The sequence below is a fragment of the Jiella sonneratiae genome (genome assembly GCF_017353515.1).
Taxonomy (GTDB): Bacteria; Pseudomonadota; Alphaproteobacteria; order Rhizobiales; family Rhizobiaceae; genus Jiella; species Jiella sonneratiae.
In genome coordinates this window covers 201563-228386 of sequence record NZ_JAFMPY010000003.1, presented here as the reverse complement: position 1 = coordinate 228386, position 26824 = coordinate 201563, and the positions used below count along the sequence as shown (strand labels likewise).

The 26824-nt window shown below is 70.1% G+C and carries 27 protein-coding genes; 12 read left to right on the top strand and 15 right to left on the bottom strand.

All coding sequences use genetic code 11. The annotated features are described in order from the left end of the window. Nucleotides 1-116: 116 nt before the first annotated feature. The gene (locus J1C47_RS03350) at nucleotides 117-1922 is read left to right on the top strand and encodes a methyl-accepting chemotaxis protein (protein WP_207349305.1); all 1806 of its coding nucleotides are present in this window, start codon (nucleotides 117-119) and stop codon (nucleotides 1920-1922) included. 39 nt (nucleotides 1923-1961) lie between these two features. Continuing rightward, nucleotides 1962-2447, top strand: a complete 486-nt coding sequence (locus tag J1C47_RS03345; RefSeq protein ID WP_207349304.1) for a chemotaxis protein CheW — start codon at nucleotides 1962-1964, stop codon at nucleotides 2445-2447. Nucleotides 2448-2503: 56 nt separating this feature from the next. Here the strand turns inward: J1C47_RS03345 and J1C47_RS03340 are convergent, their stop codons facing one another. From J1C47_RS03340 to J1C47_RS03330, 3 genes are all read right to left on the bottom strand, one after another. Then, the gene (locus tag J1C47_RS03340) at nucleotides 2504-3250 is read right to left on the bottom strand and encodes an SDR family oxidoreductase (protein WP_207349303.1); all 747 of its coding nucleotides are present in this window, start codon (nucleotides 3248-3250) and stop codon (nucleotides 2504-2506) included. 118 nt (nucleotides 3251-3368) lie between these two features. Next, complete coding sequence (locus tag J1C47_RS03335; RefSeq protein WP_207349302.1) at nucleotides 3369-4241, bottom strand: C40 family peptidase; 873 nt, start codon at nucleotides 4239-4241, stop codon at nucleotides 3369-3371. Nucleotides 4242-4339: 98 nt separating this feature from the next. After that, entirely contained in the window at nucleotides 4340-5749 is a 1410-nt protein-coding gene (locus J1C47_RS03330) for a leucyl aminopeptidase family protein (RefSeq protein ID WP_207349301.1), read from the bottom strand. Between the two features lie 254 nt (nucleotides 5750-6003). On the opposite strand from J1C47_RS03330, the gene J1C47_RS03325 reads away from it, so the two are divergent. Continuing rightward, nucleotides 6004-6819: a tetratricopeptide repeat protein gene (locus tag J1C47_RS03325; RefSeq protein WP_207349300.1), complete on the top strand. Its 816-nt coding sequence runs from the start codon at nucleotides 6004-6006 to the stop codon at nucleotides 6817-6819. Between the two features lie 96 nt (nucleotides 6820-6915). Here J1C47_RS03325 and J1C47_RS03320 read toward each other — a convergent pair whose 3' ends face one another. The 9 genes from J1C47_RS03320 to J1C47_RS03280 form a co-directional block, all read right to left on the bottom strand. Further along, nucleotides 6916-7290: a DUF2934 domain-containing protein gene (locus J1C47_RS03320; RefSeq protein ID WP_207349299.1), complete on the bottom strand. Its 375-nt coding sequence runs from the start codon at nucleotides 7288-7290 to the stop codon at nucleotides 6916-6918. Nucleotides 7291-7758: 468 nt separating this feature from the next. Next, a complete protein-coding gene (gene gph, locus J1C47_RS03315; RefSeq protein WP_207349298.1) occupies nucleotides 7759-8436 on the bottom strand; it encodes a phosphoglycolate phosphatase in 678 nt (225 codons plus the stop codon). Beyond that, nucleotides 8436-8993: a thioredoxin family protein gene (locus J1C47_RS03310; RefSeq protein ID WP_207349297.1), complete on the bottom strand. Its 558-nt coding sequence runs from the start codon at nucleotides 8991-8993 to the stop codon at nucleotides 8436-8438. Before J1C47_RS03310 ends, gph begins: the two co-directional genes overlap by 1 nt. A gap of 148 nt (nucleotides 8994-9141) precedes the next feature. Then, complete coding sequence (locus J1C47_RS03305) at nucleotides 9142-9348, bottom strand: hypothetical protein (protein WP_210382227.1); 207 nt, start codon at nucleotides 9346-9348, stop codon at nucleotides 9142-9144. 177 nt (nucleotides 9349-9525) lie between these two features. Then, nucleotides 9526-10335 carry a formylmethanofuran dehydrogenase subunit C gene (locus J1C47_RS03300; RefSeq protein ID WP_207349296.1) on the bottom strand — a complete coding sequence of 270 codons (810 nt, stop codon included), beginning with the start codon at nucleotides 10333-10335 and terminating at the stop codon, nucleotides 9526-9528. After that, nucleotides 10332-11252, bottom strand: coding sequence for a formylmethanofuran--tetrahydromethanopterin N-formyltransferase (gene fhcD, locus J1C47_RS03295; protein WP_207349295.1), 921 nt, complete (start codon nucleotides 11250-11252; stop codon nucleotides 10332-10334). Before fhcD ends, J1C47_RS03300 begins: the two co-directional genes overlap by 4 nt. Continuing rightward, nucleotides 11240-12880 (bottom strand): formylmethanofuran dehydrogenase subunit A, encoded by a 1641-nt coding sequence (locus J1C47_RS03290; RefSeq protein WP_207349294.1) that lies wholly within the window; start codon nucleotides 12878-12880, stop codon nucleotides 11240-11242. Before J1C47_RS03290 ends, fhcD begins: the two co-directional genes overlap by 13 nt. A 30-nt stretch (nucleotides 12881-12910) precedes the next feature. Continuing rightward, nucleotides 12911-14023: a molybdopterin-binding domain-containing protein gene (locus tag J1C47_RS03285; RefSeq protein ID WP_207349293.1), complete on the bottom strand. Its 1113-nt coding sequence runs from the start codon at nucleotides 14021-14023 to the stop codon at nucleotides 12911-12913. 85 nt (nucleotides 14024-14108) lie between these two features. Further along, nucleotides 14109-14480: a 4a-hydroxytetrahydrobiopterin dehydratase gene (locus tag J1C47_RS03280; protein ID WP_425354530.1), complete on the bottom strand. Its 372-nt coding sequence runs from the start codon at nucleotides 14478-14480 to the stop codon at nucleotides 14109-14111. 73 nt (nucleotides 14481-14553) lie between these two features. On the opposite strand from J1C47_RS03280, the gene J1C47_RS03275 reads away from it, so the two are divergent. From J1C47_RS03275 to J1C47_RS03240, 8 genes are all read left to right on the top strand, one after another. Beyond that, a complete protein-coding gene (locus J1C47_RS03275) occupies nucleotides 14554-15537 on the top strand; it encodes a beta-ribofuranosylaminobenzene 5'-phosphate synthase family protein (RefSeq protein ID WP_207349291.1) in 984 nt (327 codons plus the stop codon). Nucleotides 15538-15627: 90 nt separating this feature from the next. Beyond that, complete coding sequence (locus J1C47_RS03270) at nucleotides 15628-16521, top strand: NAD(P)-dependent methylenetetrahydromethanopterin dehydrogenase (protein WP_207349290.1); 894 nt, start codon at nucleotides 15628-15630, stop codon at nucleotides 16519-16521. Further along, nucleotides 16518-17648, top strand: a complete 1131-nt coding sequence (locus J1C47_RS03265) for an ATP-grasp domain-containing protein (RefSeq protein ID WP_207349289.1) — start codon at nucleotides 16518-16520, stop codon at nucleotides 17646-17648. The genes J1C47_RS03270 and J1C47_RS03265 overlap by 4 nt, the downstream gene beginning before the upstream one ends. Continuing rightward, a complete protein-coding gene (gene mch / locus J1C47_RS03260; RefSeq protein ID WP_207349288.1) occupies nucleotides 17645-18619 on the top strand; it encodes a methenyltetrahydromethanopterin cyclohydrolase in 975 nt (324 codons plus the stop codon). The genes J1C47_RS03265 and mch overlap by 4 nt, the downstream gene beginning before the upstream one ends. A gap of 13 nt (nucleotides 18620-18632) precedes the next feature. Beyond that, a complete protein-coding gene (locus tag J1C47_RS03255; protein ID WP_207349287.1) occupies nucleotides 18633-19565 on the top strand; it encodes an ATP-grasp domain-containing protein in 933 nt (310 codons plus the stop codon). Continuing rightward, the gene (locus J1C47_RS03250; RefSeq protein WP_207349286.1) at nucleotides 19562-20458 is read left to right on the top strand and encodes a triphosphoribosyl-dephospho-CoA synthase; all 897 of its coding nucleotides are present in this window, start codon (nucleotides 19562-19564) and stop codon (nucleotides 20456-20458) included. The genes J1C47_RS03255 and J1C47_RS03250 overlap by 4 nt, the downstream gene beginning before the upstream one ends. Nucleotides 20459-20691: 233 nt before the next feature. Continuing rightward, entirely contained in the window at nucleotides 20692-21201 is a 510-nt protein-coding gene (gene fae, locus J1C47_RS03245) for a formaldehyde-activating enzyme (RefSeq protein WP_207349285.1), read from the top strand. A 264-nt stretch (nucleotides 21202-21465) separates the two neighbouring features. Then, entirely contained in the window at nucleotides 21466-22239 is a 774-nt protein-coding gene (locus J1C47_RS03240) for an NAD kinase (protein ID WP_207349284.1), read from the top strand. Nucleotides 22240-22398: 159 nt separating this feature from the next. Here J1C47_RS03240 and J1C47_RS03235 read toward each other — a convergent pair whose 3' ends face one another. The 3 genes from J1C47_RS03235 to J1C47_RS03225 all read right to left on the bottom strand — a co-directional run bounded on the left by J1C47_RS03235 (nucleotide 22399) and on the right by J1C47_RS03225 (nucleotide 24896). Then, nucleotides 22399-23526: a DUF2336 domain-containing protein gene (locus J1C47_RS03235; protein WP_207349283.1), complete on the bottom strand. Its 1128-nt coding sequence runs from the start codon at nucleotides 23524-23526 to the stop codon at nucleotides 22399-22401. 162 nt (nucleotides 23527-23688) lie between these two features. Then, nucleotides 23689-24309, bottom strand: coding sequence for a flavin reductase family protein (locus tag J1C47_RS03230; RefSeq protein ID WP_425354533.1), 621 nt, complete (start codon nucleotides 24307-24309; stop codon nucleotides 23689-23691). A gap of 2 nt (nucleotides 24310-24311) precedes the next feature. Beyond that, a complete protein-coding gene (locus tag J1C47_RS03225) occupies nucleotides 24312-24896 on the bottom strand; it encodes a nitroreductase family protein (protein WP_207349281.1) in 585 nt (194 codons plus the stop codon). Nucleotides 24897-25665: 769 nt separating this feature from the next. Between J1C47_RS03225 and J1C47_RS03220 the strand changes: the two genes are divergently transcribed. Beyond that, nucleotides 25666-26799 (top strand): hypothetical protein, encoded by a 1134-nt coding sequence (locus tag J1C47_RS03220; RefSeq protein WP_245396327.1) that lies wholly within the window; start codon nucleotides 25666-25668, stop codon nucleotides 26797-26799. Nucleotides 26800-26824 lie beyond the last annotated feature (25 nt).

Sequence of the window (26824 nt, the reverse complement as noted above, 5' to 3'; positions counted from 1 at the left end):
CTTCTGCAGGTCGCAAGTATTGGCCGTATGCGGCGGATACCGTCAGCCAGATTGACGGTCGCACATAGGCTGCAATTCCCGCGGTCTCCTCGTCTCATGGAAGCAAGGCAACAGTCATGTTCAATCTGTCGCGGGCCCAGGTTGCGGATGCGAACGACCTTCTGGCAGCGATCGAAAAAACGGCGGTGGTGATCGACTTCGACCTCGACGGAACGATACTTCGGACAAACGGGACGTTCTTCGAACGATACGATTATTCCCCGGCAGAGCTGCGCTCGCTGAACCAGGCGACGCTCCGCGAGGAAGCCGGTCGGGACGACGTTTTCTGGGCGGAGCTAGCCGCGGGCAACGCCCGGAACGGCACGTTGCGGCTGCGCCGCAAGGGCGGCGGCCATGCCCGGCTGGAGGCGGCGTTCTATCCGGTGCGCAACCGCCGCGGCAAGCTCGTCAAGATCACCGCTCTCGCCCGCGAGGATGCGGGCCTCAGGCGCCAGATCGCCGAGATGGAAGGCAAGCTCGCGGCGATCTCGCGCTTCCAGGCGGTGCTGGAATTCTCGCCCGAGGGCATGGTCCTCGACGCCAATCCGAACGCCCTGACGCTCCTCGGCTTCGAACGCTCTGAGGTGGTCGGCCGCCATCACCGCGAACTGGTCGAGCCGGCGCTCGCGGCGAGCGAGGAATACCGCGCCTTCTGGCAGAAGCTCGGCCGCGGCGAGTTCGTCGCCGGGGAGTTCCGGCGGATCGCCAAGGGCGGCCGCCTCGTCCACATGCAGGCCTCCTACAACCCCGTCCACGACGCCGACGGCAAGGTGTTGAAGATCGTCAAGTTCGCCACCGACGTGACCGATCGGGTCGAATCGGTCGGGGCGATCGGCAAGGGGCTGGGCCGGCTGGCCGAAGGCGATCTCGGCCAGAGGATCGAGACGCGGTTCGACGCCGCGCTCGAGCCGGTGCGCGTCGACTTCAACCAGTCGCTCGCGACGCTCGAGGGCGCACTCGTCGAGGTCGGCGAAGCCGCCGCGACGATCGACGCGGCGGTCGCGGAACTCGGCACCTGCTCCGATCATCTCGCCGAGCGCACCGAAAGGCAGGCGGCGTCGGTCGAAGAGACCGCGGCGGCGATCACCGAAATGAGCGGCAACGTGAAGATCTCCGCCACCAATGCCGAGCAGGCGGGGAACGTGGTCGCGCGGGCCAAGGCCGAAGCGGAGCGTTCCGGCCAGATCGTCGCGAAGGCGGTCGCTTCGATGAGCGCCATCGAGCAGTCGTCGCAGAAGATCACCTCGATCATCGGCGTCATCGACGAGATCGCCTTCCAGACCAACCTCCTCGCCCTCAATGCCGGCGTCGAGGCGGCACGGGCCGGCGCGGCGGGCAAGGGGTTCGCCGTCGTCGCCCAGGAGGTGCGCGAACTGGCTCAGCGTTCGGCCATGGCGGCCAAGGAGATCAAGACCCTGATCAACGCCTCGAGCGCGCAGGTCGCGGACGGGGTCGAGTTGGTCGGCGAGACCGGCGATGCCCTCGCCGCGATCGTCGGCGAGGTCGAGACCATCGACGAAAAGGTGCAGGCGATCGTCGCCGCCGCCAGACAGCAGGCGGAGGGCCTCGCGGAAATCAGCAAGGCCGTCGGGTCGATCGACCTCGGCACGCAGCAGAATGCCTCAATGGCGGAGGAAGCGACTGCGGCCTGCCACCATCTGTCGGTCGAGACCCGGCGCCTGTCCGAGCTTCTCGGGCGCTTCCGACTCTCCGATGCGGAACGGGCGCCGGCGCGGCCCTTCGCGGCGAACGACGGCGCGACGCGCCGGCGGGGCCCGGTCGCGGTCGCCTCCAGCCAAGCAACAGCCATCGGCGCTAAGACCTCTCCTGCCCGCAACCTCATCCGCGACGTCGCCGACGCCTTCGCGTCGCCCGGAGCCTGAAGTCGCGGCAGACGTTCAATCATCCTACGGACGGATCCGATGACGACAGCCGAGCTCACGGCGGGCCACACCCAGACGAACGACGATCCGATCGAGATCATCGCCTTCTATCTCGGGGACCAGCAATTCTGCGTTCGCACCACCTCGATCCGCGAGATCCGGGGCTGGGCGAAGTCGACGCCCCTGCCCCATGCCTCGCCGGAGATCATGGGCATGATGAACCTGCGCGGCGCGGTCATTCCGGTGATCAACACCGCGCGCAAGCTCGGCCAGGGCTGGTCGACGCCGAGCGAGCGCAGCGCCATCGTCGTCGCCGAGCTCGGCGGCACGGTGTTCGGCCTGATGGTGGACCGCGTCTCCGACATCCTCACCCTCGACCAGTCGATGATCCAGCCGGTGCCGGAGATGACCGCCGGCTACGAGAAGGGCTATGTCGAGGGGATCTTCGCCCATCAGGGCGACATGATCTGCTTCCTCAATCTCGACCGCATGTTCGCCGAGCCCGGCAAGGCCGATTTCTTCTGACGCGAGGTCCGGCCCCCGTCCCGGCCGTCTCGGCCGAGGGCGGGGCAGCCGGCCGTTCAGCCGCGTCCGACGAAGGGCATCTGGTTGGCCATGACGGTCATGGTGAGGACATTGGCGTCGAGCGGCAGGCTCGCCATGTAGGCGACCGCCCGGGCGATGTGCGCGGCGTCGATCGTCGGCTCGGGCCTCATCGTGCCGTCGGCCTGCATGACGCCGCCGGACATCTTCGACGTCATCTCGCTCGCCGCATTGCCGATGTCGATCTGGCCGACGGCGATGTCGAAGCGGCGGCCGTCGAGCGAAGCCGACTTGGTGAGCCCGGTGATGGCGTGCTTGGTCGCCGTGTAGGGCGCCGAATTCGGCCGCGGCGTCGTCGCCGATATCGAGCCGTTGTTGATGATCCGCCCGCCCCGCGGCGTCTGCGCCTTCATGATGCGGAAGGCCTCCTGGATGCAGAAGAACGAGCCGGAGAGATTGGCCCCGACCGCCTTGTTCCACTCTTCGGCGGGAAGTTCCTCGAGCGGCACCGAGGGCGAGAAGACGCCGGCATTGTTGACGAGGAGATCGAGCCGTCCGAAGCGCTGCTCGACATGCGCGAAGAGCCGCGCCACCGCCGCGCGGTCGGCGACGTCGGCGGCGAAGGGATGGACGGCGTTTGCGTCGATCGCCGCCGCGGCGTCCTTCAGGACGGCCTCGCGCCGGCCGGTGATCACCACCTGATGGCCGTCCGCGACGAGCGCTGCGGTGATCGCCTTGCCGACGCCCGTCCCGCCACCCGTCACCACTGCGATCTTGTCCGACATGTCGCTTCCTCCCCTCTCATCGACGGCCGATCCTCGACCGTCTTTCGGCCGATGTAGACGATCGGGGCCCGCGAGCCAACGCCGGCCGTCATTCTCGGCCCGTTCTCCGGGCCGCCGCTCAGCCGCGGCGAAGCCGCCGGACGCTGGTGACGGCGACGGCCTTCGCCGCGAGGCGGTCGAGCGTTTCCTGCAGCGGCTCGATGGCGGTCATCATGTGGAAGGCGTTGGCATGCAGCAGTCGCCCGCCGTCGACCATGATCCCGACATGGCCCTTCCAGAAGATCAGATCGCCGCGCTCCAGCCCCTCGATGCCGGCAAGCCGGGTGCCGAGCGTCCGCTCCTGCATGTCGGTGTCGCGCGGCGCGGCGACGCCGCTCGTCGAAAGAGCCAGCTGGACGAGGCCGGAACAGTCGATGCCGAGCGCGCTCCTGCCGCCCCAGAGATAGGGAACGCCGACGAATCGCTCCGCCACCGCAACGAAGTCCTCGGCGAAGCGCTGCAGCGGCGCGAGGTGCTGCTTGACGACGTAGCCGCCCGTGGCGAGCCCGGCATAGGCGGCGTTCTTATCTTCCGCCTCGCCGGTCACGGCGACGAGCGCGCCCATCGGCAGCGCCCCGAGCGGCGGCCGCTTGATGTCGGGAGCGGGAAAGACCAGCGTGCGCGGCACCGCGACCCGCCGGGTGGGCGGGGCCGCGTCGCCGGCGGCGGCGAGGCACGCGGCCGGGACGTAGCCGACATAGCCGTCGGCCTCGGCCTGCACCCAGCACCAGCCCTCGTCGCCGTCCTCGAAGACGGCGACGCGCTCGCCCATCAAGAGTTCGGTGTCGAGGGCGGCATCCTCCCGGGGCCGGCGCCGCAGCGGCGCCAGCGGTGCGGCGACGACTCGCGGCTTGCCTGCCACGAAGCGCGCCGCCTCGACTCGGCCCTCGAGCCGAATGTCGGCAAGGTCCGTGCGAAAGGCGTTCAGCCGGGCGTCGGGCTTGTCGGTCATCGGCCTCCTCCAACGTCTCCTGAGATATTTTATCGCCGGCGACCGCTCGCAACCGCCGTCCGGAGGCGCCGCGGTCACAGTCTCCCGGCGCAGGCCGGTCAGCGCGCGCCGTAGCGTTTTTTCAAGACGTCGTAGAGCGCCCGGATCGCCTGCGCCTCGCCGCCGACGGGGCCGATCGGCGCGGCCTTCGGCCGCCAGCCGTAGATGTCGAAATGCGCCCAAATCCGGGCCTTTTCGACGAAGCCCTCGAGGAACAGCGCCGCAGTGATCGAGCCGGCGAAGCCGTCGCTCGTGACGTTGTTGACGTCGGCGATCTTGGAGGCGAGATTTTCGGCATAGGGCTGCCAGAGCGGCAACTGCCACACCGGATCGGCCACTCGCGCCGCGCTGTCGCCGAGCGCGGCGGCGAAGCCTTTGTCGGCGGTGTAGAAGGGCGGCACCTCCGGCCCCAGCGCCACCCGGGCCGCGCCCGTCAGCGTCGCCATGTCGACGATGATCTCCGGCTCCTCGGAATCGGCGAGGTCGAGTGCGTCGGCGAGCACCAGCCGCCCCTCGGCATCGGTGTTGCCGATCTCGACCGTCCGGCCCTTGCGGCTCGTCAGCACGTCGCCCGGCCGGAAGGCCGCGCCGCCGATCGAATTCTCCACCGCCGGGATCAGGACCCGCAGCCGCACGGCAAGGCCACTCGCCATGACCAGCCGGGCGAGGCCGAGGACGTTGGCGGCGCCGCCCATGTCCTTCTTCATCAGCAGCATGCCCGAAGACGGCTTGATGTCGAGGCCGCCGGTGTCGAAGCAGACGCCCTTTCCGACCAGCGTCACCTTCGGCGCGTCGGCGCGGCCCCAGGAAAAATCGATCAGCCGCGGCGCCGAGGCGCTGGCGCGCCCGACAGCATGGATCATCGGGAAGTTCTGCGCCAAAAGCTCGTCGCCGGTGGTGACGCTGAAGGCGGCGCCGAATTCCGACGCCAGCGACCGCGCCGCCGCTTCGAGTTCGGCCGGGCCGAGGTCGTTGGTCGGGGTGTTGATCAGGTCGCGGGCGAGGAACACGGCCTCGGCGAGGCGGCGGGCCTCGGCGACGTCGGCGCCGTCGCCGGCGAACACCTCGCCCGGCGCGTCCGCGGCGGCAGCGCTGTCGCCGCCCTTGTAGCGGGAGAAACGGTAGCCTCCGAGAAGCATCGCGAGGGCCCGCAGCGTCGGATCGCCCGCCCTCTCGTCCGTCTCGACGTGCCAGGCCCCGCCGGGCAGCTTGCCCGCCAGCGCGCCGAAGGCGAGCGCCGTCGCACCGGCCGCCCATTCGCCCTTCGCCGGCCGGCCGAGCCCGAGGACCGCCGATTGCGCTTCGCCCTTCGCCCCCGGCACGACGAGGACCGCGCCGGCCTCGCCGCCGAAGCGCATGGTCCGTGCCCACTGCCGCTCGCCGTCGGGCAGCGTCTCGACCTCGCCCGAAAAGACGGTGCGGACCGGGCGCGAGGCGGCGCCGGGCGTCGAAGAGAGCGTGATCGGCATGGCAGGTGCTCCTTGATTCGCGTGACGGCCGCGGCGGTCGCCACCCGACCGGACTTGTCGGCACCTCGGGTCGCATAATCAAGAGGCGCGATCGCCTTCGCGCCCTGCGGCCGACGTCGCGGCTGCGGGAAAGCCCCGTCGGGGAGCCGGTTCCGACAGCGAATTAACCTTCGGTTAGGGTTAACAAACTATTCCTTCGGGAAAGCAGCCACGCAGCCGGGCCGTGGCCGTCCGCCCCGCCATGGAGTTCACCGATGACCGTCCGCCACCTTGCCCCGTCCTTCCGCCTCAAGCGGCTCGCCCTCGGTCTCGCGGCGGCTGCGCTGCTGGCGGCCCAGGGCTGCGCCTCGGTTTCCGGCGAGACGACGGGCTCGGTCAGCCGCGCGGACGGCGGCGCGACGATTTCGTCGCTGCCGGCGGGCCAGATCGACGGCGCGCTCCAGTCCTACGGCGAGGCCTATCAGAAAAACCCGAAGGACAAGGGCACCGGCATGTCCTATGCGGCGATCCTGCAGATGGCGGGCCGCAACGACCAGTCGCTCGCCGTCATGCAGCAGGTGGCGATCGCCAATCCCAACGACCGCGACGTCCTCGCCGCCTATGGCAAGGCGCTTGCGGCGGCGGGCAACCTGCCGAAGGCGCTGGAGACCGTGCGCCGCGCCCAGACGCCCGACCGCCCCGACTGGCGCCTGCTCTCGGCCGAGGGCGCGATCCTCGACCAGATCGGCCAGTCCGATCAGGCCCGCGTCCTCTATCGCAAGGCGCTCGACATTCGTCCGAACGAGCCGACGATCCTTTCCAATCTCGGCATGTCCTACGTCCTCACCAACGATCTCGCCTCGGCGGAACAGTATCTGCGCCAGGCGGCGAAGATCCCCGGCGTCGACAGCCGCGTGCGCCAAAATCTCGCGCTGGTCGTCGGGCTGCAGGGGCGGTTCGACGAAGCCCAGCAGATCGCCGTCGCCGACCTGCCGCCGCAGCAGGCCGAAGCCAACGCCGCCTATCTCAGGCAGATGCTCGCACAGCAGAACACCTGGTCGATGCTTAAGGACAAGGAAAAGCGCGGCTGAAGCCTTCCGGTTCGCCGCGCGAGGCAGGTTTGCTGACGGGCGAGCGGGCACCGCTCGTACGTGAGAGATGCTCCCCCTCGGGGCGGCCCTGCCCGGTCAGAAACGCTGGCCGACACGCAGCCGCACCTGTTCGCCGTCGCTCATCACCTTGCCGAAACCGTCGGCAAGCGCCGGCTTGCGGCGCCAGACCGGGCGCTGCTCGGATATCTCGTTCGGATAGAGATCCCGGCTGAAAGGCTCGGGCGTCCACAGCGCCGTGCGCAGGCGGTCGATCTCCGAGCCGCCGGCATTCATGGCGAAGGCGTCGACCTGCCGCTCCTCGGCCGGCTCGGCCTTTGCCGGATGGAGCTCCCCGTAGATCCGGTTGGCCTGCGCCCAGTGCTCGTGCTCACGGCCGCTCGGGCAGCCTTCCTGTTCCCAGATCTGATAGGCCAACGCCCGGATCTCCGCCGCATCGTCGATCCTCGGCATGACAGTCTCCTTCCCGCCCGCCCATCGGCAGGAGCCAACGCGATACTTCATCGACACAGAAATACCGTGCACCGGCAACCGGTTGCATCGAACACGCGACTCAGGAATTTTATCTAATTGGCAGCCTAAATTTTTTTCGTCAAGCCTGCGCTTGACAGAACGTGCGCTGCAGCAAGGCCGGCTGATTCACAATCCGGTCAGATAGGCGATTGCAACGATCAGAAGCCAGAATCCGGCCGTAACCAGCAGAATCGTGTCCTCGGCGGTTCGATAACTCATGAACAAACTTTCCCTCCTCCGTCGATCATCGACGAAGTTCGAAGCCGCATCCGGAATCTCACCTAGATGCCTGAAGCAAAAGTCAAATCAGTCGGGGAGGGAATACCGCGCACAGGCGGGCCGCGCCGGCGTTGGACGCAGTGGCGGACGAGCTGCTCCGCCGCTGCGCCGAGCGGGACCGATCGCCTTTCAGCGCAGACTTGCGAACAACTGCGGCAGGTCGGCGAGCCCTGTCGCCACCGCATCGGCGCCGAGGTCTTCGGCCGCGATCCGGGTGTAGCCGCCGGCGACGACGACGACGGCGATCGCACCGGCCTTGGCGGCGCCGACGTCGTTCTCGCTATCGCCGACGAAGAGCACGTCGGAGGGCGGCAGGGAGAGCCTCTCGCAGGCCAGGAGCAAGAGCCCCGGCTCGGGCTTCTTCGCAGGACCGGCATCGCCACCGACGACGACGTCCATCAGGTCGTAGAGGCCGAAATGCCGCAGGATCGCCTCGGTGGCATGGCCCGGCTTGTTGGTCACGACGCCGAGCGCCCTGCCCTCTTCCTTCAGTTGCCGCGTCACCTCGCTGGCGCCGGAATAGAGCGTCGTCAGCTCGGTGCTCCGCGGCTCGTAGATCTTCAGGAAGCGGTCGACGATCCTGTCGCGCGTCGCCGCATCGAGGCTCTTGCCGAGCCCGGCATAGGCCCGCTCGATCAGCTTCGGCACGCCGGCGCCGATCATCCCGGTCACCGCTTCGAGGGTGAAGGGCGGTTCGCCGTAGCTTTCCAGCGTCTGATTGAGCGCGGCATGTAGATCGGGGGCGGAATCGACCAGCGTCCCGTCGAGATCGAAGAGCACCGCCTTCGGCCAGCCATCCGTCGCCATCAGGCGGCATCCTTCCATTTGATCGAACAGCCGATCGACGGGATCTGCTCGCGCGGCCCCTCGCCGGTCTCGGCGATCTGGCGCATCGCCTCGTAGAGGTCGCGCCGCGTGCCTGCGGGCGCCTCCCGGCCGCGCGAGGCGTCGATGCGGCCGCGATACTGAAGCGTCAGATCCTTGTCGAAGCCGAAGAAATCCGGCGTGCAGACGGCGCCGTAGTCCTTGGCGACGCGCTGGTCCTTATCGTGGAGATAGGGAAAGGCAAAGCCGTGCGCCGCCGCGAAGGCGGCCATGTTCTCAAACGAGTCGGCCGGATAGGCCACCGCGTCGTTGGAGCAGATCGCCACCGTGCCGATGCCGATCGCCGCAAGGTCGCGCGCATCGCGCACCAGCCGGTCGATCACCGCCTTCACATAGGGGCAGTGATTGCAGATGAAGGCGACGAGGAGCCCGTTGTCGCCGCGGCAATCGAGCAGCCGGTGGGACTTGCCGTCGACGCCCGGCAGTTCGGCGTCGCGCGCCGCCCAGCCGAAGTCGCAGATTGGGGGCTGCTGAGCCATCGTCACCCTCCCGATCGCATCCGGTGCCGGGAAGGATTATGGAGCGCGGCGCCGCCGAGGAAAGCGCGGCGGCAGCACCGGCCCGGCGGGCGACGCAGCTGGTCGGCGGGTCGGCAGCAGACACCCGGCAGGCGCGATGCAGCGCCGGTCAGACCGGCTGCTTGCGCTGGTCCGGCCACTCGCAGCGCCAGCGCGTCACCTTCCATTTCGGATGCTCGCCCGCCCATTGGGCGACGTAGGGAGCCGACAGCATCATGCATTGGGCGCTGGTCGCGCGGGCCTGATAGGTCAGGCGTTCCTGCTTGCAGTTCGCCGGGTCGGCGAGAAGGCAGACGGTCAGGACGAGATCGATCATCGGACGGATGCTTCCTCAAACGGGCGGTGCCCACACCGGTCGGTCGGATGTCAGAAGATACGGCGATGATAGGCAGGCGGATCCGCCGCGACAGAGCCCCGCCCCGCGACGAATCGGCGCGACCCGAAAAGCTGAAACGCGCCCGAAGGTGGCGGCGGACGCGCCGCCGCCCGTCCCTCAGAGCGGCAGGAAGATCTCGCCGAGGCCGAGCACGGCGGTGTCGCCGCCGAGCCGGCGCATCGGCGCGCCGTCGAACGGCACTTCGCCGACCTCGCCTTGCGCGAAGGCGCTCGCCATCACCTTCAGGATCAGGATGTCGGCCGGCCCGTTGTCGACGAAGGTCGGAGCGAAGCGCTCGGCGCCGCCGCAGAGGATCAGCGTGCCGCGCTTCATCATCCGCCCGGGCGTGCCGGCCGCGCGCCTGCCGACGACGATCGTGCCGGCGATCATCCGGCTGCCGAGGCCGTCTCCCGCCTCGCCGGCGACGCAGATGACGCCGCGCCGCATGCGGTCGCCGGCGCGTTCGCCGGCCCTGCCGCCGACGACGATGGTGCCGCCCTTCAGCCCCATCGTCTCGCCCGCCAGCGGGCCGCCGAGGAAGTCGCCGGCGTCGCCGCCGATGCGCAGGACGCCGCCCTCCATCGCCGAGCCGGCATGCATGCCGGCCGAGCCGGTAACGGTGATGCGTCCGGCCTTGAGCATGCGGCCGAGCCGCGCGCCGGCATCGCCCTCGACGGTGATCTCGCCGCCCGCCATCGCTTCGCCGATGCGGTCGAAACGCGGCGAGCCGCCGGCAAAGCGCAGCACCGACGGGTCGTCGCCGCTCACCGCGAAGACGTCGCCGACGACAACGCCGCGGCGGCTCGTGCCAATCGCGATGCGCGCGATCTCGGCGCTCGACAGGCCCTTCAGCCGCGCCGGCACCAGCGCAGAGAGGTCGAGCCGCTCCTCCGGTTCCTGCGTCTTCAGAAAGGTCATCCCGGTCATGGCAGGAGATCCTTCAGATGGAAGTGGTGCGGGCCGAGATTGCCGCCATAGTTGCCGGCGCCGATCCGCAGCGCCCCTTCCGCCGGGCCGAGATCGGTCACCGCCTTGATGCCGACGCGCATCGCGTCGGCGACCGCACCGGCGGTCAGCCCGTCGATGACGATCTCCAGCACCGAGCCGATCTCCGGGCCGAGCTGGCTCGCCGTCACGCCTTTCAGCGTCGGGCAGTAGGCGTCGTTGGTGGAGGCCATCATGCCCTTGTACTTGCCGCCGACCTTGGAGCCGGACCGCACGATGCCGCCCGGAAACGGCATGATCACGTCCGGCACCTTGCGCATCGCCGCGATCGCCGCCTCGGAAGCGGCCAGCGCCTGGGCGGTGCTGCGCGCCATCAGCAGGAGATTGCCGCCGCCGACGCCGTCGGTGGTGATGCCGGTCTTCGCCTCGCAGAGGAACTCGCCCTCCATCACCGGCATGCGCCAGAAGTGCCTGCCCTCGAACTTCTTGGAGATCTGCCAGCCATCGGCGAAATAGCGGATCGCCGATCCGAGATCGATTTGCTTCTCGCCGCCGAGATCGGCGTAGCAGGCCGAGGTCGGGCTGGTCAGCACGCACTGGCCGAGCCGCGTCGTCACCTGCTTCTCGAGGCCGCCGGCGTCGAAGCCGAAGAACAGCACCCTGACGCCCGGCCGCCCGTCGCGCGTCTCCTCGGGCGAAAGCATCCGGTCGATGCCACCCTCGCAGCCGCAGGCGATCACCGAGGTCGCGAAACCGGTCATCGCACGGGCGGCTTCCAGCGCCCACTTCTCGTTCACCGCGGTGATCTGCAGTGCCGTGCCGGCCATCGGAAAGGCCTCGGCGAAGCCGTCGTCGATGACGACGCCGTTGATCACTCCTGCCTCCGTTACGCCCGGCATGGCACCACCTCGAACGGATCGTCGCGGCGCAGCGCGCCTTCCGGCACCTCGAACCAGCGGGAGGAAACCCCGTAGCGCTCGTCGAAATAGCGGTCGAGCCGGGTCTTCATCGCCTTGTCCGGTTCGGGCCTGAGCGTCACCGCCCGGCCGAGCGTGCGCCTGACCACCGTCCCGTCCTTCACCACCACGACGCCGTCCTTCAGGACATAGGCGGCCTTGCCGAACATCGCCGCCTTGTCGTCGTTCGGCCGGTAGACGGCGATGTCGGCGCCGGCGCCGGCGCCGAGATGGCCGCGATCCGGCGTGCCGAGCAGCCGGGCCGGCGCCGCCCGGGTCATCACGGCGATCTCCTCAAGCGTATATTCCCGTTCGAGTTCAGGAAGTTGCGTCATCTTCTTCACAGACGATGGCAAGGCGTCGAGCCACTTCGCCCGGACCCCGCGATCCATCAGCAGCGCGAAGACGTCCGGATAGGCGGTAAAGGGCGCGCCGTTCGGATGGTCGGTGGTGAAGAACACCCGCGACGGGTCCTCGATCAGGAGGAAGAGTTCGAGGCCGATCGCCCATTGCAGGGCGTTGAAGAAGCTCCTGGCCTTGTAGTCCATCGGCACGACGCCGCCGCCGTTCGCCTCGTGGTCGAAGATGACGCTCTTCTTCGGGCTCGCCTGCTTGGAGCCGGCGAACTGACGCAATTCGTCGGAGGAGATCGTGACCGTCTGGCCGAACATCACCTGGCCGATGTCGACCGTCACCTCCGGCGTCGCGTTGACGAGGTCGGCGAGCGCCTGGGCGCGCGAGGAGAAGCGCCGCTTGCCCTCGTCGCCATAGCCGTAGAACTGGATGTGGGCGAGGTGCAGCGGGTCGCCCTCGGCGGCCCGGATCGTCGCCGCGATCGAATCGGACGCCGCGCCCGGCACGCCGAGATTGTTGCAGTGGACATGCAGCGGATGCGGGATGCCGAGGCCGGTCACCGCCTTCTGCAGCGTCTTGACGATCTGGCGCGAGGAGACGCCGTAGTCCGGCACCACGTCGTCGAAGTCGAACTTGCGGACGTTTTCCTTGAAGGCCGCCGAACCGCCGGCATTGATGCATTTGACGCCGAGGGCGCGGCTTGCGGCCACCGTCCAGGCGACGTAGTCGGCGATCGCCGTCTCGCTCTCGCCGTCGCGGATCATCGACATCATGAGGTCGTCGTTGCCGAGGACGACGAGCGTCGCCTTGTCGATGATCGGCGTGTCGGCGAGTTCCAGATGCGCATGCAGCGCCGAGGACGGCGCCATGGCCGGCTCGACCACCATGGTGAAGCCCATCTCGGCATAGCGCAGGCCCGTCTCCTCGGTGGTCCAGCCGACCTTGGAGAGCGCCGTTTCGCCTGGGCGGGCGGAAAACGCCCGGTGCCATTCGGGCAGGAGCAGGCGCGCGGTGTTCACGTGGCCGCCGGCGATGTGGGAATGGATGTCGATCGCGCCGGCCATGACGACGAGGCCGGTGCAGTCGATCGTCTCGTCCGGCGCCTTGGCGTCGGTCGGCGCATCGACGACGACGCCGTCCGAGACGAAGACGTCGCCGACGCCGTTGCGATTGTTGGCGGGATCGACCACGTGGCCGCCCTTCAGCCGTGTCAGCATGTTCGGTAGATCCTCCCGGCCGGCGATCGGTCAGGCCGCATCGGCGACGCGGCCGCCGAGGCGATCGGCCAGCGCGTCGAGGATGGCGGCCGCCGTCGGCAGCTCGCTTTTGGCGTCGGCGGGGCGGCCGACGAAGCTGCCAAACCGCGCATCGTAGAACACCGCGTCGTGGTCGCAGCCCGCGGCGCCGACCGCGAAGGTCACGCGGGCGCCTTCGACGGCGCCCGGTTCGCTGGTGACGGCGATCTGCGGCAGGGCGCATGGCGGCCCGCCGGCGCCGGGCTCCGCCAGCGCGTCGACGATCAGCGCGAGGTCCGCCTCGCCGTCGCCGGAGAGCTGCCGGCGGGCCGAAAACAGCGCCGCGTCATGTTCGGCAGCGCCCCTTCCGAAGCCGACCCGCAGCGGAAAGCCGCTCGTCCAGGCGCCCTGCAGCGCGGCGCCCATGGCGTTGGTCGAGGCCGAGACGGGCAAGGTGCTCGCCCGGGTCGTCTCGTTGAGGTCGGAAACGAGGCCGAAGACCTGCTCGGTTCCGAGCGCGCCGAGTTCGGCCGGCGCGAAGACGACGGCGGCAAAGCCGGCACCTTTCAGAAATTCCGCAAGGCCTGCGACCGCATCCCCGCCGACGGCGCCCTCGCCGGCCCGGCGGCCCGAAAGCTTCGCCCTGACGAGGCCGACGACGTCGACGATGTCTTCCGGCGCACAGTCGACATGCTCTGCCCGGCCGCGCCCGGCGCTATCGAGCGGCGCGCGGCAGAGGGAACGGAACTCGCGCGCGTCGCCCCTGGTCCGGACGCCGAGATCGGGCTCGGTCTCGGTCAGCATCGCCAGAAGATCGGGAGCGACTTTCGCAACCTCGTCGCCGAGGACGAGCACACGGTCGGCGCGTCTCTTCATCTCGGCCGGTGCGCCGAGGAAGGCGCCGCCGTCCCGCAGCGCCGTCAGAAGCGGATAGATCGCGTCGGATTCGCCGTGATCGACGATCGCGCCGATCCGTCTTGCGAGGCCAAGGGCGGCCCGTATCCCGGAAACGTCGGTCCGGAGCCCTCCGACGAAGGGCTGGCGCGAGCGCTCGAGGAGTTCCGCCGCCGCTGCCAGTGCGTCCGCTTCAGCGGCCGGTCGCCCGTCGATCCACGCCCTGTCCACGCTCACCCGCTTTCTGTGCCCGCGGGGAAGTTACAGCCTCCGCCGCGAAGGTCAAATCGCCGGCCCGGGCTCGCGCGGCCGGCGGTCACGACTTGTCGTATTTGATGTAGGCAAAGCGCGGATCGTCCGGCGTTCCGGACAGAGGGCCGTCCTCGCGGCCAGGCTGCCACATCACCACCTCCTCGATCTTCTTGGCGAGGGCGAAGTCCGAATCGGTGATGCCCTTGGCGGCGTGATTGACCAGCCGCACCTCCACCCAGGCGTAGGAGGCGGTGATGTCGGGGTGGTGGAAGGCCGCCTCCGCCAGATGGCCGACGGTGTTGATCACCATCAGCGTGCCCTTCCAGCCCTGCGTCTTGTAGGTCCGCCGGATCCAACCGTCCTCGAGACGCCATGTCGGCAGCTCCGCCTTGAGGCGCGCCTCGACTTCCGCATCGGAATAGGTCTTCGCAGCCATGGATTTTCTCCCTTGCCCCGTCATCCATGGCCGCAATAATAGGACACGGGCACCTTGAAGGCAGGATATTTTTTTGACTGACGACGTCGTCACGGTGTTAGCGCCTGCTCGCCTGCATCTCGGCTTCCTCGATCCCGGCGGCTCGCTCGGCCGCCGATTCGGCGGCGTCGGGCTGGCGATCGACGCCCCGGCGACGACGCTGCGCATCGCCCGTGCGGCCCGCGACACGGTGACCGGCGAAGAGGCCGAGCGCGCCCGCGCCTATCTCGGCCTGATGCGCGAGGCTCTCGGCCTGACCGGCCGTCACGCGCTGACCGTCGACACCGTCATGCCGGCCCATGCCGGCTTCGGCTCGGGCACCCAGCTGGCGCTTGCCGTCGCCGGCGGCCTCAGGCGCCTCGAAGGCCTGCCGCCAGACCCTGCCGCCGATGCCGCGCTGCTCGGCCGCGGCCACCGCTCCGGGCTCGGGGTCGCCTTCGTCGAGGGTGGCGGCGTCGCCGTCGACGGCGGCAAGGGCGCCAGCGAAGAGCCGCCGCCGCTGATCGCCCGCCTGCCGTTTCCGGAGGCCTGGCGGGTCATCCTCGTCATGGATCCGCGGGGCGCCGGCTTCCACGGCCAGGCCGAACTCGACGCCTTCGCCACCCTGCCGCCCTTCCCGGTCGAGCATGCCGGGCGGATCTGCCGGCTGGTGCTGATGCAGGCCCTGCCCGGCCTCGCCGAGACCGACCTTCACGCCTTCGGTTCGGCGATCGGCGAGATCCAGGCAATGGTCGGCTCGCATTTCGCCCCGGCCCAGGGCGGCGTCTTCACCAGCCCGCGCGTCGCCGCGGCCTGCGGCTGGCTCGCGGCGAACGGCGCCCACGGCATCGGCCAGAGCTCCTGGGGGCCGACCGGTTTCGCCTTCGCCGAAAGCCGGGCGAGCGCCGAAAGCCTCGTCGCGAGGCTCGCCGAGACCGGGCTTGCCGAAGCCCTCGACGTGCGCGTCGTCGGCGGCCGCAACCGCGGCATCGACATCGGCGCGGCGCCGGCCGTCCGCCTTCGGGCGGGAACCGGCTGAGACGCCGGCCCGCGCCGACCCATCCCGAACGGCCTCCGCATCCGCGACGGGGCGCCACCACTTTGACGAGATCGACGGAGGAAAGATCCGATGGCCAAGAACATCCTGCACATGCTGACGCCCCACAAGCACGTCAGCCCCTTCGACGTGAACATGGCGCTCGACGCCGGATACGATTCGGTCACGCCCTACGAAGAGGTCTCGCTCGACGAGGTGGCCGACCTCGTGCAGGACGTGATCTTCTCGCGCCCGCCGGATCGCGGGGTGAACTCGGCGGTGTTCTTCGGCGGCGACGACGCCGTCCTGGCGCTCGACATGATCGAGAAGGCGAGAAACGCCCTCGTCCCGCCCTTCGTCTGCAACATCATGGCCGATCCCGCCGGTTCCTTCACCACCGCCGCGGCGATGGTCGCGATCGTCGAACAGACGCTGAAGGCCGAGAAGAACAAGTCGCTCGCCGACGTCTCGATCGCGGTCTTCGGCGCCACCGGCGTCGTCGGCTACTGCGCGGCGGTGATCGCGGCGCTGGAAGGCGCCAAAGTGAAGATCGTCGGCTATTCCGGCCTCGAACGGGTGCAGAAGCGCGCCGACGAGATGGAGGAGCGCTTCGGGGCAAAGGTCGAGCCGGCGGACGGCTCCAGCGACGAGAAGAACACCGCCATCGTCAAGGAGGCCGAGGTCGTCTTTTCCGCCGCCAAGGCCGGCGTGCAGGTGCTCAGCCTGAAGCAGCTGCAGGCGGCCGAACGGCTGCTCGTCGCGGCCGACGCCAACGCCGTCCCGCCGCTCGGGCTCGAAGGCATCGACGTGATGGCCAAGGGCGAGCCGATCGAGGGCACGAGCGCGCTCGGCATCGGCGCCCTCGCCGTCGGGCCGCTCAAGTCGAGCACCGAGCAGGGCCTGTTGAAGCGGATGATCGAGGCCGGCGAACCGCAGGTGCTGGACTTCCGCGACGCCTTCAAGCTCGCCCGCAGCCTCGCGTCGTGAGCACCGCCCGCCCCCCGGCGATCCTCGCGGCGGCGTTTTCCGCACGGCAGATCGCCGCGAGCGCCCGGCTCGCCGGGATCGCGGCGCTCGCCGTCGACTTCTTCGGCGATCTCGACCTTCGCGCCGAGGCGACGCGCGCGGAGGTCCTGCGCGGACATTATCCCGACGGGTTCTCCGGCGAAGACCTTCTCGCCGCGCTCGACCGTCTCGCGACTGGCGATACCCCGCTCGGCTTCGTCTACGGCGCCGGCTTCGAGGACCGGCCGGAGCTTCTCGAAGCGATCGCGGCGCGCTGGCCGATCCTCGGCACCGACCCCGCCACTGCCCGCCGCCTGAAGGATCCAGAACGCTTCGCGAGGATCTGCGGCGAAGCCGGCATCGCCCATCCCGAGATCTGCCGCAGCAGGCCGGACGATCCCGCCGAGTGGCTGTCGAAGAGGGTCGGCGGCAGCGGCGGCAGCCACGTCGCCCCGGGCGACGCCGCGCCCGCACCAGACCGCTACTACCAGCGCTTCGTTGCCGGCGATCGGGTCTCCCTCGCCTTCGCCGCCGCCGGTGCGCGCTTCGTCGCGATCGGCTATTCGCGGCAATGGGCCGATCCGAGCCCGGCCGAGCCCTATCGCTACGGCGGCGCGGTCGGTCCGATCGCGGTGCCGGCGGCCGCGGACGCGGCGATGCGCGAGGCCGTCGCCGGCTTCCTCGATCGTCTGCCGCTCGCCGGCCTCTGCAGCGCCGATTTCGTCCTCGGCGACGGCGCCCCGGTGCTGCTCGAGATCAATGCCCGGCCGGGCGCGACGCTCGACGTCTTCGAAAGCGCCGATCGCCCGCTCGTCGCCCTGCATCTCGACGCGGTCCGCGGCAAGCTGCCCGCTCTGGCCGCCCCGGCCATGGCGCCGGCGCGCTTCCGCGCGTCGGGCCTCGCCTGGGCGCGGACGCCGCTGCAGCTTTCGGCCGGCTTCGTCTGGCCGGAGTGGACGCGCGACCGGAGTTCGCCGCCATACGCGATCGCGGCGGGCGAGCCGATCTGTACCGTCGTCGCCGAGGCCGACAGTGAAGCGGAGGCCGAACGGCTCTTTCATGCCAGAACCGAACAGATTGCCGACGTACTGAGGAGTATGGCAGCATGAGTGCAACGAGGATCCTTTCCGTCAACCAGGGCGTCCTGCGGCTCGTCGAGGAACTGCGCGAGCGGGCCCAGGAGCTGAAGGTGGCGGTGTCGACGGGCGCGGCGGGCGAGACCGTGATCGACGCGGGCGGCAGCGTCCCGGGCAGTCTCGAAGCCGGGCGTCTCGTCACCGAGATCTGCCTCGGCGGCCTCGGAACCGTGTCGATCGGCGCGTCGGAGCGCCTGACCCGCTGGCCCTTCGCCCTGACGGTGCGCACCTCCAATCCGGTCGTCGCCTGCATGGGCAGCCAGTATGCCGGCTGGCAGCTCACCGCCGAGCCGGGCGAGGAAAGCTACTTTTCCATGGGCTCCGGCCCGGCCCGCGCCCTCGCCGGCAAGGAGGCGCTGTTCAAGGACATCGCCTATGCCGACCAGAACGACAGCGCGACGCTGGTGCTCGAGGCCGCCAGCGCCCCGCCGGAAGCCTTGGTGCGCCGCATCGCCCATGCCTGCGACGTCGCCCCGGAAAAGCTCACGATCGTCTACACCCCGACGCAGTCGCTCGCCGGCAGCGTCCAGATCGTCGGCCGCGTCGTCGAGGTGGCGCTGCACAAGGCCCACGAACTGCATTTCGATCTCGGCGCGATCGTCGAGGGCATCGGCACCGCCCCCCTCGCCCCGCCGCATCCCGACTTTCTGACCGCCATGGGCCGCACCAACGACGCGGTGATCTACGGCGGCCGGGTGATGCTGCACGTCACCGGCCCGGCGGATGCCGCAAAGGCGCTCGCCGAGCGGCTGCCGAGCAGCACGTCGCAGGACTACGGCAAGCCGTTCAAGGAGGTCTTCAGCCGCTACGACGGCGACTTCTACAAGATCGACGGCATGCTGTTCTCCCCCGCCGAGGTGCATGTTTTGGCGCTCGAAACCGGCGAGACCTTCTCCGCCGGCGGCGTCGACGCGGAGCTGATCGATGCCTCCTTCGGCGGCTGAGCCAAAGGGCGGCATGCGGCCCCGCATCCTGCTGGTCACGGCCTCCCTCGACGGCCATGCGCGCGAGCTCGCCGCGGCGTTCGAGGCGCGCGGCGCCGTCGTCGTCGCGAGCGGCCTCTGCGACGTCGGCTTCGACACCGGGGCGCGCCACGGCCTGACCTTTCCAGGCTTCGGGGAAGCGCTTCCCGACGCCGTCTGCCTGCGCACCATGGACGGCGGCAGCTTCGAGGCGGTGACGCGCCGGCTCTCGCTCCTCCATGCGCTGGAGCGGCTCGGCGTCCTCGTCTCGAACGGCGCGCGGGCGGTGGAGAACTGCGTCGACAAGGCGATGACGAGTTTCCTCCTCGCCGGTGCCGGTCTGCCCTCGCCGCGGAGCTTTGCGGTGGAATCGCGCCGCGAGGCCGAGCGGATCCTCGCCGCCGAGCGCCGTCCGCTGGTGCTGAAGCCTCTGTTCGGGGCGCAGGGCAAGGGGTTGAAGCTCGTCGGCAGCGTCGACGACCTGCCGCCGGCCGAGGCGATCGCCGGCAGCGTCTATTATCTCCAGCGCTACATCGGCCATTCCAGCGACGGCCGCTTCTCGGACTACCGCGTCCTCGTCTCGCGCGGCCGCGCGGTGGCCGCGATGCGCCGCGAGGCGGCCTGCTGGATCACCAACATCAAGCAGGGCGCCCGCGCCTGCCCGATCGAGCCGGACCCGGCGCTGGAGGCGCTGGCGGTGGCGGCGACGGCCGCCGTCGGCGGCGACTTCTGCGGCGTCGACATCCTCAAGGACGCGGCCGGTCTTCCGCAGGTGCTGGAGGTGAACTCGATGCCAGCCTGGACCGGGCTGAAGAAGGCGAGCGGGCTGGACATCGCCGGCGTCAGGGCGGCCGATCTTCTTGCGACGCTCGCGGCGCGGCGCGCCAGCACCCCGGCGCCGGATCCGGCGACGCCGGCCTTCGCATGAGGCTCGGGCCGGAGGCGATCGCCCGGTCCTTCCTCGCCGCCTGCCGGGCCGAGATCGAGACGCTGAAGCCCGGCAACGTCCACCGCTTCGCCCCCGGCCACGGCATGACGGTCGCGACCTTCCTCGATGCCGCCGCCGCGGCGGCGCCCGCCGTCGCGGCGCCGGCAAGCCGGGTCGGCCGGCGCATCCTTACGGCGACCGAGGCGAGCTTTTCCGCCGTCGGGATGAACGCCAATCTCGGGATCGTGCTCCTCTGCGCGCCGCTCGCCGCGGCCGCGGAGCAGGTCGCCGCCGAACCGACGTCCGAGCTCTCGCACGCCGAGGCCACCTCCGCCCTTCGCCGGGCGGTGGCGGGCGTTCTCGCCGGTCTCGACGCCGAGGATGCGCGGCTTGCCTTCCAGGCGATCGCCCTCGCCTCGCCCGGCGGTCTCGGCGCCCGCGCGGAGCACGACGTGCGCACCGCCCCGACGATCGGCCTCGTCGCCGCCATGGCTCTCGCCGCCGACGTCGACCTCGTCGCGCGCCAGTATGTCGACGGCTATCGCGAGGTCTTCGAGACGGGCCTTGCGGCGGTGGCTGATTCGGCCGGACGAGGGGCGCCGGAGCCCCTCGGCGACCCCGCGGCGCTCGCCGCCTTCCTCGCCTTCGCCGCGACGTTTCCCGACGGCCACCTCGCCCGCAAGTTCGGGCCGAAGGTGGCGGAAGACTGCCGCAAGCGCTTCAGATCGTTCACTGATCGCCTGGGCCGGATCGCCGCTCCGCAGGCCCGGCTCGATGCGGCGCTCGCCTTCGACGCCGCGTTGAAGTTCGAAGGGCGCAATCCCGGCACCTCCGCCGACCTCACCGTGGCGACGCTCTTTGCCAACGAACTTGCACAAGCGCTCGCAGGGTGATTGACTGTGCCGCGCCGGGGCCCATGTGGCCCCTAGCTATCTGGCAAACCGGTCCCGAGCGGACGCCGCGAACAAGGATAGTCGTAGCCGGGATCCCCGGCGGCCGGGAGGATGACGATGCTCCGCCGCGGCTCTGCCCGGCGGTGGAACGCGTTTTTCCTTCAGGTTCGTACATCTTAACGCGGCCGGCCCCGCCGGGCGCAGCAGCTAACGCAGTTTGGAGGAATGGCTCTATGGCGACAATCAACAAGGTGATGGTCGGCGAATCGCTCGTCGGCGAGGGCAACGAGGTCGCCCACATCGACCTGATCATCGGCCCGCGCGGTTCGGCGGCGGAGGCGGCGTTCTGCAACTCGCTGACCAACAACAAGGACGGCTTCACCACGCTGCTCGCCGTGGTCGCGCCGAACCTGCCGTGCAAGCCGAACACCGTGATGTTCAACAAAGTCACCATCAAGGGCGCCAAGCAGGCCGTCCAGATGTTCGGCCCGGCCCAGACCGCCGTCGCGCGCGCCGTCGCCGACTCGGTCGAGAAGGGCGTGATCCCGGCGGCCGAGGCCGACGACCTGTTCATCTGCGTCGGCGTCTTCATCCACTGGGAAGCCGAGGACGACGCCAAGATCCGCGACTACAACTATCAGGCCACGATGGAATCCATCGAGCGCGCCATCAAGGGCACGCCGACGGCGGCCGAGGTCGTCTCGAAGAAGGGTTCCGCCGCTCACCCCTTCGCCGGCGCCTAGACAAGGAACCATCCCGGGGAAGAGGAAAAGCCGGCGATGCCCGCCGGCCTTCTCCGGCGATTGGCCGCCAAGCTCGGCTTCCAGTAGGAAGCCCATTCTCGGGACAGGTTGGAGAGGGGCCGCAAGGCCCCTTTCTTCTAGAGCAACCCGCACGGATCGCAGGTGGCGACATCTGTCCCCGGCGAGGCTCGCACGTCGCGCCTCCGGCGATCGTCACGGGCCGCCCGGCCGCCCGATCCACCCCATGGTCCGCCGCTTCCGCCGATGCCCCGCCCGTTCCACTCCATCGCCTTCGTCGCGAGCGACGCCGAACCCGCCCAGGAGGCGGCGCGGCGGCTCTCGGCGCTCTACGGCAACGCCTCCCTCGCCTCGGCGGAGGTGATCGTCGCGCTCGGCGGCGACGGCTTCATGCTGCAGACGCTGCACCGCTTCATGGACACCGCCCAGCCGATCTACGGCATGAACAAGGGCACGGTCGGCTTCCTGATGAACCACTATCGCGAGGAGGGGCTGCGCGAGCGGCTGGCCGCGGCGGTGGAGAACGCCATCCATCCGCTGGTGATGGTCGCCACCGATGCCGACGGCGTCGAGCATCGCGCGCTGGCGATCAACGAGGTGTCGATCTTCCGCCAGTCCTACCAGGCGGCGAGGCTGCAGATCTCCATCGACGGCAAGGTGCGGCTGGAGGAGCTCGTCTGCGACGGCGTCATGGTCGCGACGCCGACCGGCTCGACCGCCTACAATCTCTCCGCCCAGGGACCGATCCTGCCGATCGACGCGCCGCTGCTGGCGCTGACGCCGGTCAGTCCGTTCCGTCCGCGCCGCTGGCGCGGCGCCCTGCTGCGCAAGCATCAGGAGGTGACGATCGCCGCGCTCGAGGCCGGCAAGCGGCCGGTCAACGCCGTCGCCGACGCCACCGAGGTGAAGTCTGTGCAGACGGTGACGATCCGCGAATCGATCGACGACACCTGCTACCTGCTGTTCGACCCGGAACATTCCTGGGACGAGCGGATCCTCACCGAACAGTTCCGCTACTAGCATGATCCCGAAAAGTGGGAACCGGTTTTCGGAAGAGATCATGCGGAAACAGGAAGACGGAGCGGGAGGATGGGCGAAGCTCGTTTCATCCCGCTCTAGGACGGCGGCCGGCCGACCACCCGCATGTCGCGCGACGGCGGAAGTGTCGTCGGGGGCCGGTCAGGCCGCGGCGCGGACGCTCTCGCGGGCCGCATCGCGCTCCGCCTCGCCGGCGAGCTGGCGCAGCAGGGTCAGCGCCTCGGCGGGAACCGTCCGTGCCGCCCCGGTCGCGCTCAGCCGGCCGAGGAGCAGCGCCGGCACCGCCGCGGGCCGCAGCGCCCGCTCGCCGCGCGCGATCGCCCGCCACAGCGCGATCGCCTCGGCGAACAGGGTCGCGAGACCCTCGGGGAGCCCGCAGTCGAGGACGAGCGCCCGGAGCGCGGAGGATTTGCCCGCCGCGACGATCGCCCCCACCCGCCGCTCCGAGCGGCCGGAGAGGCTGGCAAGCAGCGTCGCGAAGAGTTCGACGTTGCCGACGGCGACGACGCGCACCAGCAGCGACGGCGTCACCGCGCCGCTGCGGCGCAGATAGTCGCCGAATTCCGGCATCTGCCGGTCGGTCAGCTGTTCCGCCAAAACGTTGGTGCCGCGTTCGCCGGCAGCGAAGGCCACCGCGCCGGCGCGCTTCTCGCCGTAAAGGTTGGAAAGCAGTCCGGACGCCGCCAGCGCGTCGCGCACGGCGAGCATCAGGCGGTGGCGCACCGCCGGCGGCAGGTCCGAGCGGCCGAGCAGCGCCTCGCGGATCGGACCCTCGTCGCCGAAGCGCTCCGAAAGCCGCGTAAAGCTCGCCTCGGCGATCGCGGCGCCGTCGTTGCGGCAGAGGGCCAGCACCGCCTCGGCTTCGCCGATCTCGGCGATCACCGCCGCCACCGGCAGCGGCACGACGGGCCGCTCGGCGATCGCCCGGCGCGCGGCGGCAGAGCCGACGGCCGCGAGGTCGACGAGGGCCCCTTCGCCGAGATGCATCGACCGGCCGGCGATTTCAGCGGCCACCGGCGCGACGTCCGAGGCGAGAGCGAAGACCAGCGCCTCCGGCACGTTGCGGCCGGCGCCGAGGACCTTCGCCATGGCGAGCCTGACGGCCGGCGCCGGGTCGTCGAGCAGCAGCGTCAGCGAGGCGACGATGGTGTCGCGGTCGGAGCCGGTCGCCCCGCCGAAGACCAGCGCCTCGGCCAGCATCGTCGCCGCCTCGCAGCGCTCTTTGGCCGATGCTTCCCGGGTCCATTTGGCAAAACGCTGGACGATCATGGACGCTCCCCGCTGCGATGAGACTGGTTGCGCCGATGATCGCGGCAAATGGTTTAGCTTTCGTTCACCATGTCCGTTGACGGAAAGAAAACTTCGTCGGGCTTGGAAAATCTCGGCGCCGTCGAACGCCGCCGGGGAGCGAGCCCGACGATCGCGCCGACCTCAGACGTCCGAGGCGTCCGGCCGGCGCGGCCGGCGCATCTGGAACACCCGGTCGCCGACCGCATAGTCGAAATAGCCGAGCCGGGCGAGCGGTGCCGCGAGCGCCATGTCGACCAGCCCGTCCTTGAGAATCGCCTCGTCGATGTGGATCGCCACCACCTCGCCGATCACCACCGTGTTCTCCGACGGCCTGCCGTCCAGCCCCTCGGGGCGGAAGGACTGCGTCACCCTGCATTCAAGCGCCGCCGGGCTCTCGGCGACGCGCGGCGCAGTGACGAGCCGGCAGGGCGCCTCGGTGAGGCCCGAGAAGGCGAACTCGCTCACCCCGCGCGGTGCCGGCGCCGAGCTCCGGTTGAGCTTCGCCGCGAGGTCCCGCGTCGCGAGGTTGGCGACGAACTCGCCGCTCTCGATGGCGAAGGTCGCGGTGTCCTTCATCCCGGCCGAGGAGAACATCACCAGCTTCGGCCGGTCGCTGATCGCGTTGAAGAAGCTGTAGGGCGCGAGATTGACCGCTCCGTCGCGGCTGCGCGTCGAGATCCAGCCGATCGGGCGCGGCGCGACAATCGCCTTGAACGGGTCGTGCGGCAGGCCGTGGGCGTTGTCCGCCGTCGTATAGAACAGCATCACGCGGCTCCCGGCGCCCGGGCCTCGCTGACGATCGTCGCAAGGTCCGGCCGCGGCCGCTCCGACGGCGGCTCGCCCGGCGTTCCGACATGGACGAAGCCGATCACCCTCTCCTCGGGGGCGATGCCGAGGATCGCCTTGGCTTCGTCGTCATAGGCGACCCACTCGGTCACCCAGTTGGCGGCATAGCCCTTGGCATGCACGGCGGTGACGAGGTTCATCGCCGCCGCGGCGCCCGAAAGCTGCTGCTCCCAGACCGGGATCTTGACGTGCTCCTTCGCCGTGGAGACGACGCCGACGACCAGCGGCGCGCGGGTGAAGCGCTCGCTCTCGACCTTGCGCCGGTTGTCGGTCATCCGCGCGCCCTCGCGCCCGGCGACGAGATCCGCCAGCGCCCGGCCGATCGCCGCGGCCGCCTCGCCGCGATAGAGGATGAAGCGCCACGGGGCGAGCTTGCCGTGGTCGGGAACGCGGGCCGCGATCGTCAGGATCTCGTCCAGCGCCGCACCGGACGGCGCCGGTTCGACGAGCATCGGAATCGGGATGGAGCGGCGGGTGGCGAGCAGGGTCGTTGCGTCGGGCAAGGCTTCGTCTCCGGGAATGGCGCTGCGGCGAAAGTGATCCGGTCCCTGCGCCCGGCCCCCGCGTCGATCGGACCGGAGCGCGCTTGCCGCAAGCGTCGAATCACGCGCCGAGCGGTTGGGTGTCGCGTGTCGTTCGGATCCGCCGGGCGATGCGACGCAGGATCGCGGCCGGGGCCCGAATGTCGATGGTCATCCCCTACAGCATGGGCCGGGAAATCGGAATCGATTTTCGCCAGGCACGGTTCAGGGAACCAAGGTGCGGGGGGCATCCCTGGAGGGTCCCGGACGACGCGCGGCGCCCGATGCGCAGCGCCGAAGCCGCGCCCGGGCACGGCGATTGGCCTGATCTCCCCCCTTGTGGGGGAGATGCCGGCAGGCAGAGGGGGGTAGCCTCGCGCCCGACCTTTAAATCCGAGCGCACCCCCCTCTGGGTTGCCACCCATCTCCCCCACAAGGGGGGAGATCGAAACGTCGCCGATGGCACTTGCCTGCAAGCGATTGTCCCGCTGCCCGGCGGCCGCCTTGAATTTGCCGACGATATGCGGTCAAGACTTGCAGCATGGGGGAAGCGTTCTCGATCGCTCCGCAACGGCGGCAAGGCGATCCTGCGGGCAAGGACGGGCGGATCCGCCGTGGCGACGTCGTCGGCCGCGGTGTGGAGCCGTGCCCCGATCCCGCCCCGGCGGGCAAGGCGCCGTCCGGCCGCGCCGGCAAAACGGTGCGCCGTCTTCGGGCCGCGACCGCCCTTTCGCTGCTTCGCCGCTGTGCCTTGCTCTGCCTTCTCCTTCCGGCCGGCGCGGCGCCGGCCCTCGCTCAGGCGCATGGCGGCGGAGGTGGCGGTGGGGGCGGCGGAATCCTCGGCGGCCTCGGCGACATCTTCGGCGGCAGCCCGGAACGCCCCGGCCCCTACGTCTCGCCCTCGGCGAGCGACCTCTTGCCCAATGCCCGCGACGTCGGCGCCCCGAACGGTGGACCGCTGCGGCACTTCGAGCCGATCGCCCTGCCGAACAAGCCCGGCACGCTGCAGGCGCCGAAGATCGAGCTGCCGGGCCTGCCGGCCTATGCGCCGCAGACCGGCCCGAACCAGAATCTCCTGCGCCGGCGCGAGGCGCTCTCCCTGAAGGCCGTCCTGTCGGAGGGCGGGCCGGAGATCCCGAACGGGCTGATCTGGCGGCTCTATTCGGCGGTGCCGTCGATCGACGGCAGTTCCTCGCTGGTCGCCTCGTCCGAAAGCCCGACGCCGAACTTCGAGGTGCCGCCCGGCACCTATATCCTGCATGTCGGCTTCGGCCGGGCCGGCGTCGTCGAGCGCATCGACTTCACCGGCGTCAAGACCCAGCAGACCATCGTCCTCAAGGCGGGCGGGCTGAAGCTGAACGCCGTCGTCGGTGACGAGGGCAAGCCGCCGGCCTCGCGGCTGACCTTCGACGTCTATGCCGGCGACGACGGCGAGGATGCCGAGCGCAAGCTGGTGGCGAGCGACGTCGCACCGGAGAAGGTCCTGCGGCTGAATGCCGGCTCCTATCTGGTGGTGTCGCATTACGGATCGGCCAATGCCGTGGTGCGCGCCGACATCCGCGTCGAGGCCGGCAAGCTCACCGAGGCGACGCTCACCCAGCGCGCCGCGCTCCTCACCATGAAGCTGGTGCGCGAGCACGGCGGCGAGGCGATCGCCGACACCGCCTGGACGATCACCACCGCCTCGGGGGATCTGGTGCGCCAGAGCGTCGGGGCGTTCCCGACCATGGTGCTCGCGGCGGGCGACTACGTCATCGTCGCCAAGAACAACAACAAGGTCTTCCAGCGCCCGTTCACCGTCGAGGCCGGCCACGACACCGACGTCGAGGTCCTCACCTCCGACCTCGCGACCCCGGACGATCCGGAAGCGGGCTCCGGCGACTGACCGCGAAGCGGCCGGCGGGCCGTCG

What these genes read in the sequence shown, in the direction of transcription:
- J1C47_RS03350 (WP_207349305.1), top strand. Translation starts at nt 117, where the DNA reads ATGTTCAATCTGTCGCGGGCCCAGGTTGCGGATGCGAACGACCTTCTG.
- J1C47_RS03345 (WP_207349304.1), top strand. Translation starts at nt 1,962, where the DNA reads ATGACGACAGCCGAGCTCACGGCGGGCCACACCCAGACGAACGACGAT.
- J1C47_RS03340 (WP_207349303.1), bottom strand. Translation starts at nt 3,250, where the DNA reads ATGTCGGACAAGATCGCAGTGGTGACGGGTGGCGGGACGGGCGTCGGC.
- J1C47_RS03335 (WP_207349302.1), bottom strand. Translation starts at nt 4,241, where the DNA reads ATGACCGACAAGCCCGACGCCCGGCTGAACGCCTTTCGCACGGACCTT.
- J1C47_RS03330 (WP_207349301.1), bottom strand. Translation starts at nt 5,749, where the DNA reads ATGCCGATCACGCTCTCTTCGACGCCCGGCGCCGCCTCGCGCCCGGTC.
- J1C47_RS03325 (WP_207349300.1), top strand. Translation starts at nt 6,004, where the DNA reads ATGACCGTCCGCCACCTTGCCCCGTCCTTCCGCCTCAAGCGGCTCGCC.
- J1C47_RS03320 (WP_207349299.1), bottom strand. Translation starts at nt 7,290, where the DNA reads ATGCCGAGGATCGACGATGCGGCGGAGATCCGGGCGTTGGCCTATCAG.
- gph (WP_207349298.1), bottom strand. Translation starts at nt 8,436, where the DNA reads ATGGCGACGGATGGCTGGCCGAAGGCGGTGCTCTTCGATCTCGACGGG.
- J1C47_RS03310 (WP_207349297.1), bottom strand. Translation starts at nt 8,993, where the DNA reads ATGGCTCAGCAGCCCCCAATCTGCGACTTCGGCTGGGCGGCGCGCGAC.
- J1C47_RS03305 (WP_210382227.1), bottom strand. Translation starts at nt 9,348, where the DNA reads ATGATCGATCTCGTCCTGACCGTCTGCCTTCTCGCCGACCCGGCGAAC.
- J1C47_RS03300 (WP_207349296.1), bottom strand. Translation starts at nt 10,335, where the DNA reads ATGACCGGGATGACCTTTCTGAAGACGCAGGAACCGGAGGAGCGGCTC.
- fhcD (WP_207349295.1), bottom strand. Translation starts at nt 11,252, where the DNA reads ATGCCGGGCGTAACGGAGGCAGGAGTGATCAACGGCGTCGTCATCGAC.
- J1C47_RS03290 (WP_207349294.1), bottom strand. Translation starts at nt 12,880, where the DNA reads ATGCTGACACGGCTGAAGGGCGGCCACGTGGTCGATCCCGCCAACAAT.
- J1C47_RS03280 (WP_425354530.1), bottom strand. Translation starts at nt 14,480, where the DNA reads ATGGCTGCGAAGACCTATTCCGATGCGGAAGTCGAGGCGCGCCTCAAG.
- J1C47_RS03270 (WP_207349290.1), top strand. Translation starts at nt 15,628, where the DNA reads ATGGCCAAGAACATCCTGCACATGCTGACGCCCCACAAGCACGTCAGC.
- mch (WP_207349288.1), top strand. Translation starts at nt 17,645, where the DNA reads ATGAGTGCAACGAGGATCCTTTCCGTCAACCAGGGCGTCCTGCGGCTC.
- J1C47_RS03255 (WP_207349287.1), top strand. Translation starts at nt 18,633, where the DNA reads ATGCGGCCCCGCATCCTGCTGGTCACGGCCTCCCTCGACGGCCATGCG.
- J1C47_RS03250 (WP_207349286.1), top strand. Translation starts at nt 19,562, where the DNA reads ATGAGGCTCGGGCCGGAGGCGATCGCCCGGTCCTTCCTCGCCGCCTGC.
- fae (WP_207349285.1), top strand. Translation starts at nt 20,692, where the DNA reads ATGGCGACAATCAACAAGGTGATGGTCGGCGAATCGCTCGTCGGCGAG.
- J1C47_RS03240 (WP_207349284.1), top strand. Translation starts at nt 21,466, where the DNA reads ATGCCCCGCCCGTTCCACTCCATCGCCTTCGTCGCGAGCGACGCCGAA.
- J1C47_RS03235 (WP_207349283.1), bottom strand. Translation starts at nt 23,526, where the DNA reads ATGATCGTCCAGCGTTTTGCCAAATGGACCCGGGAAGCATCGGCCAAA.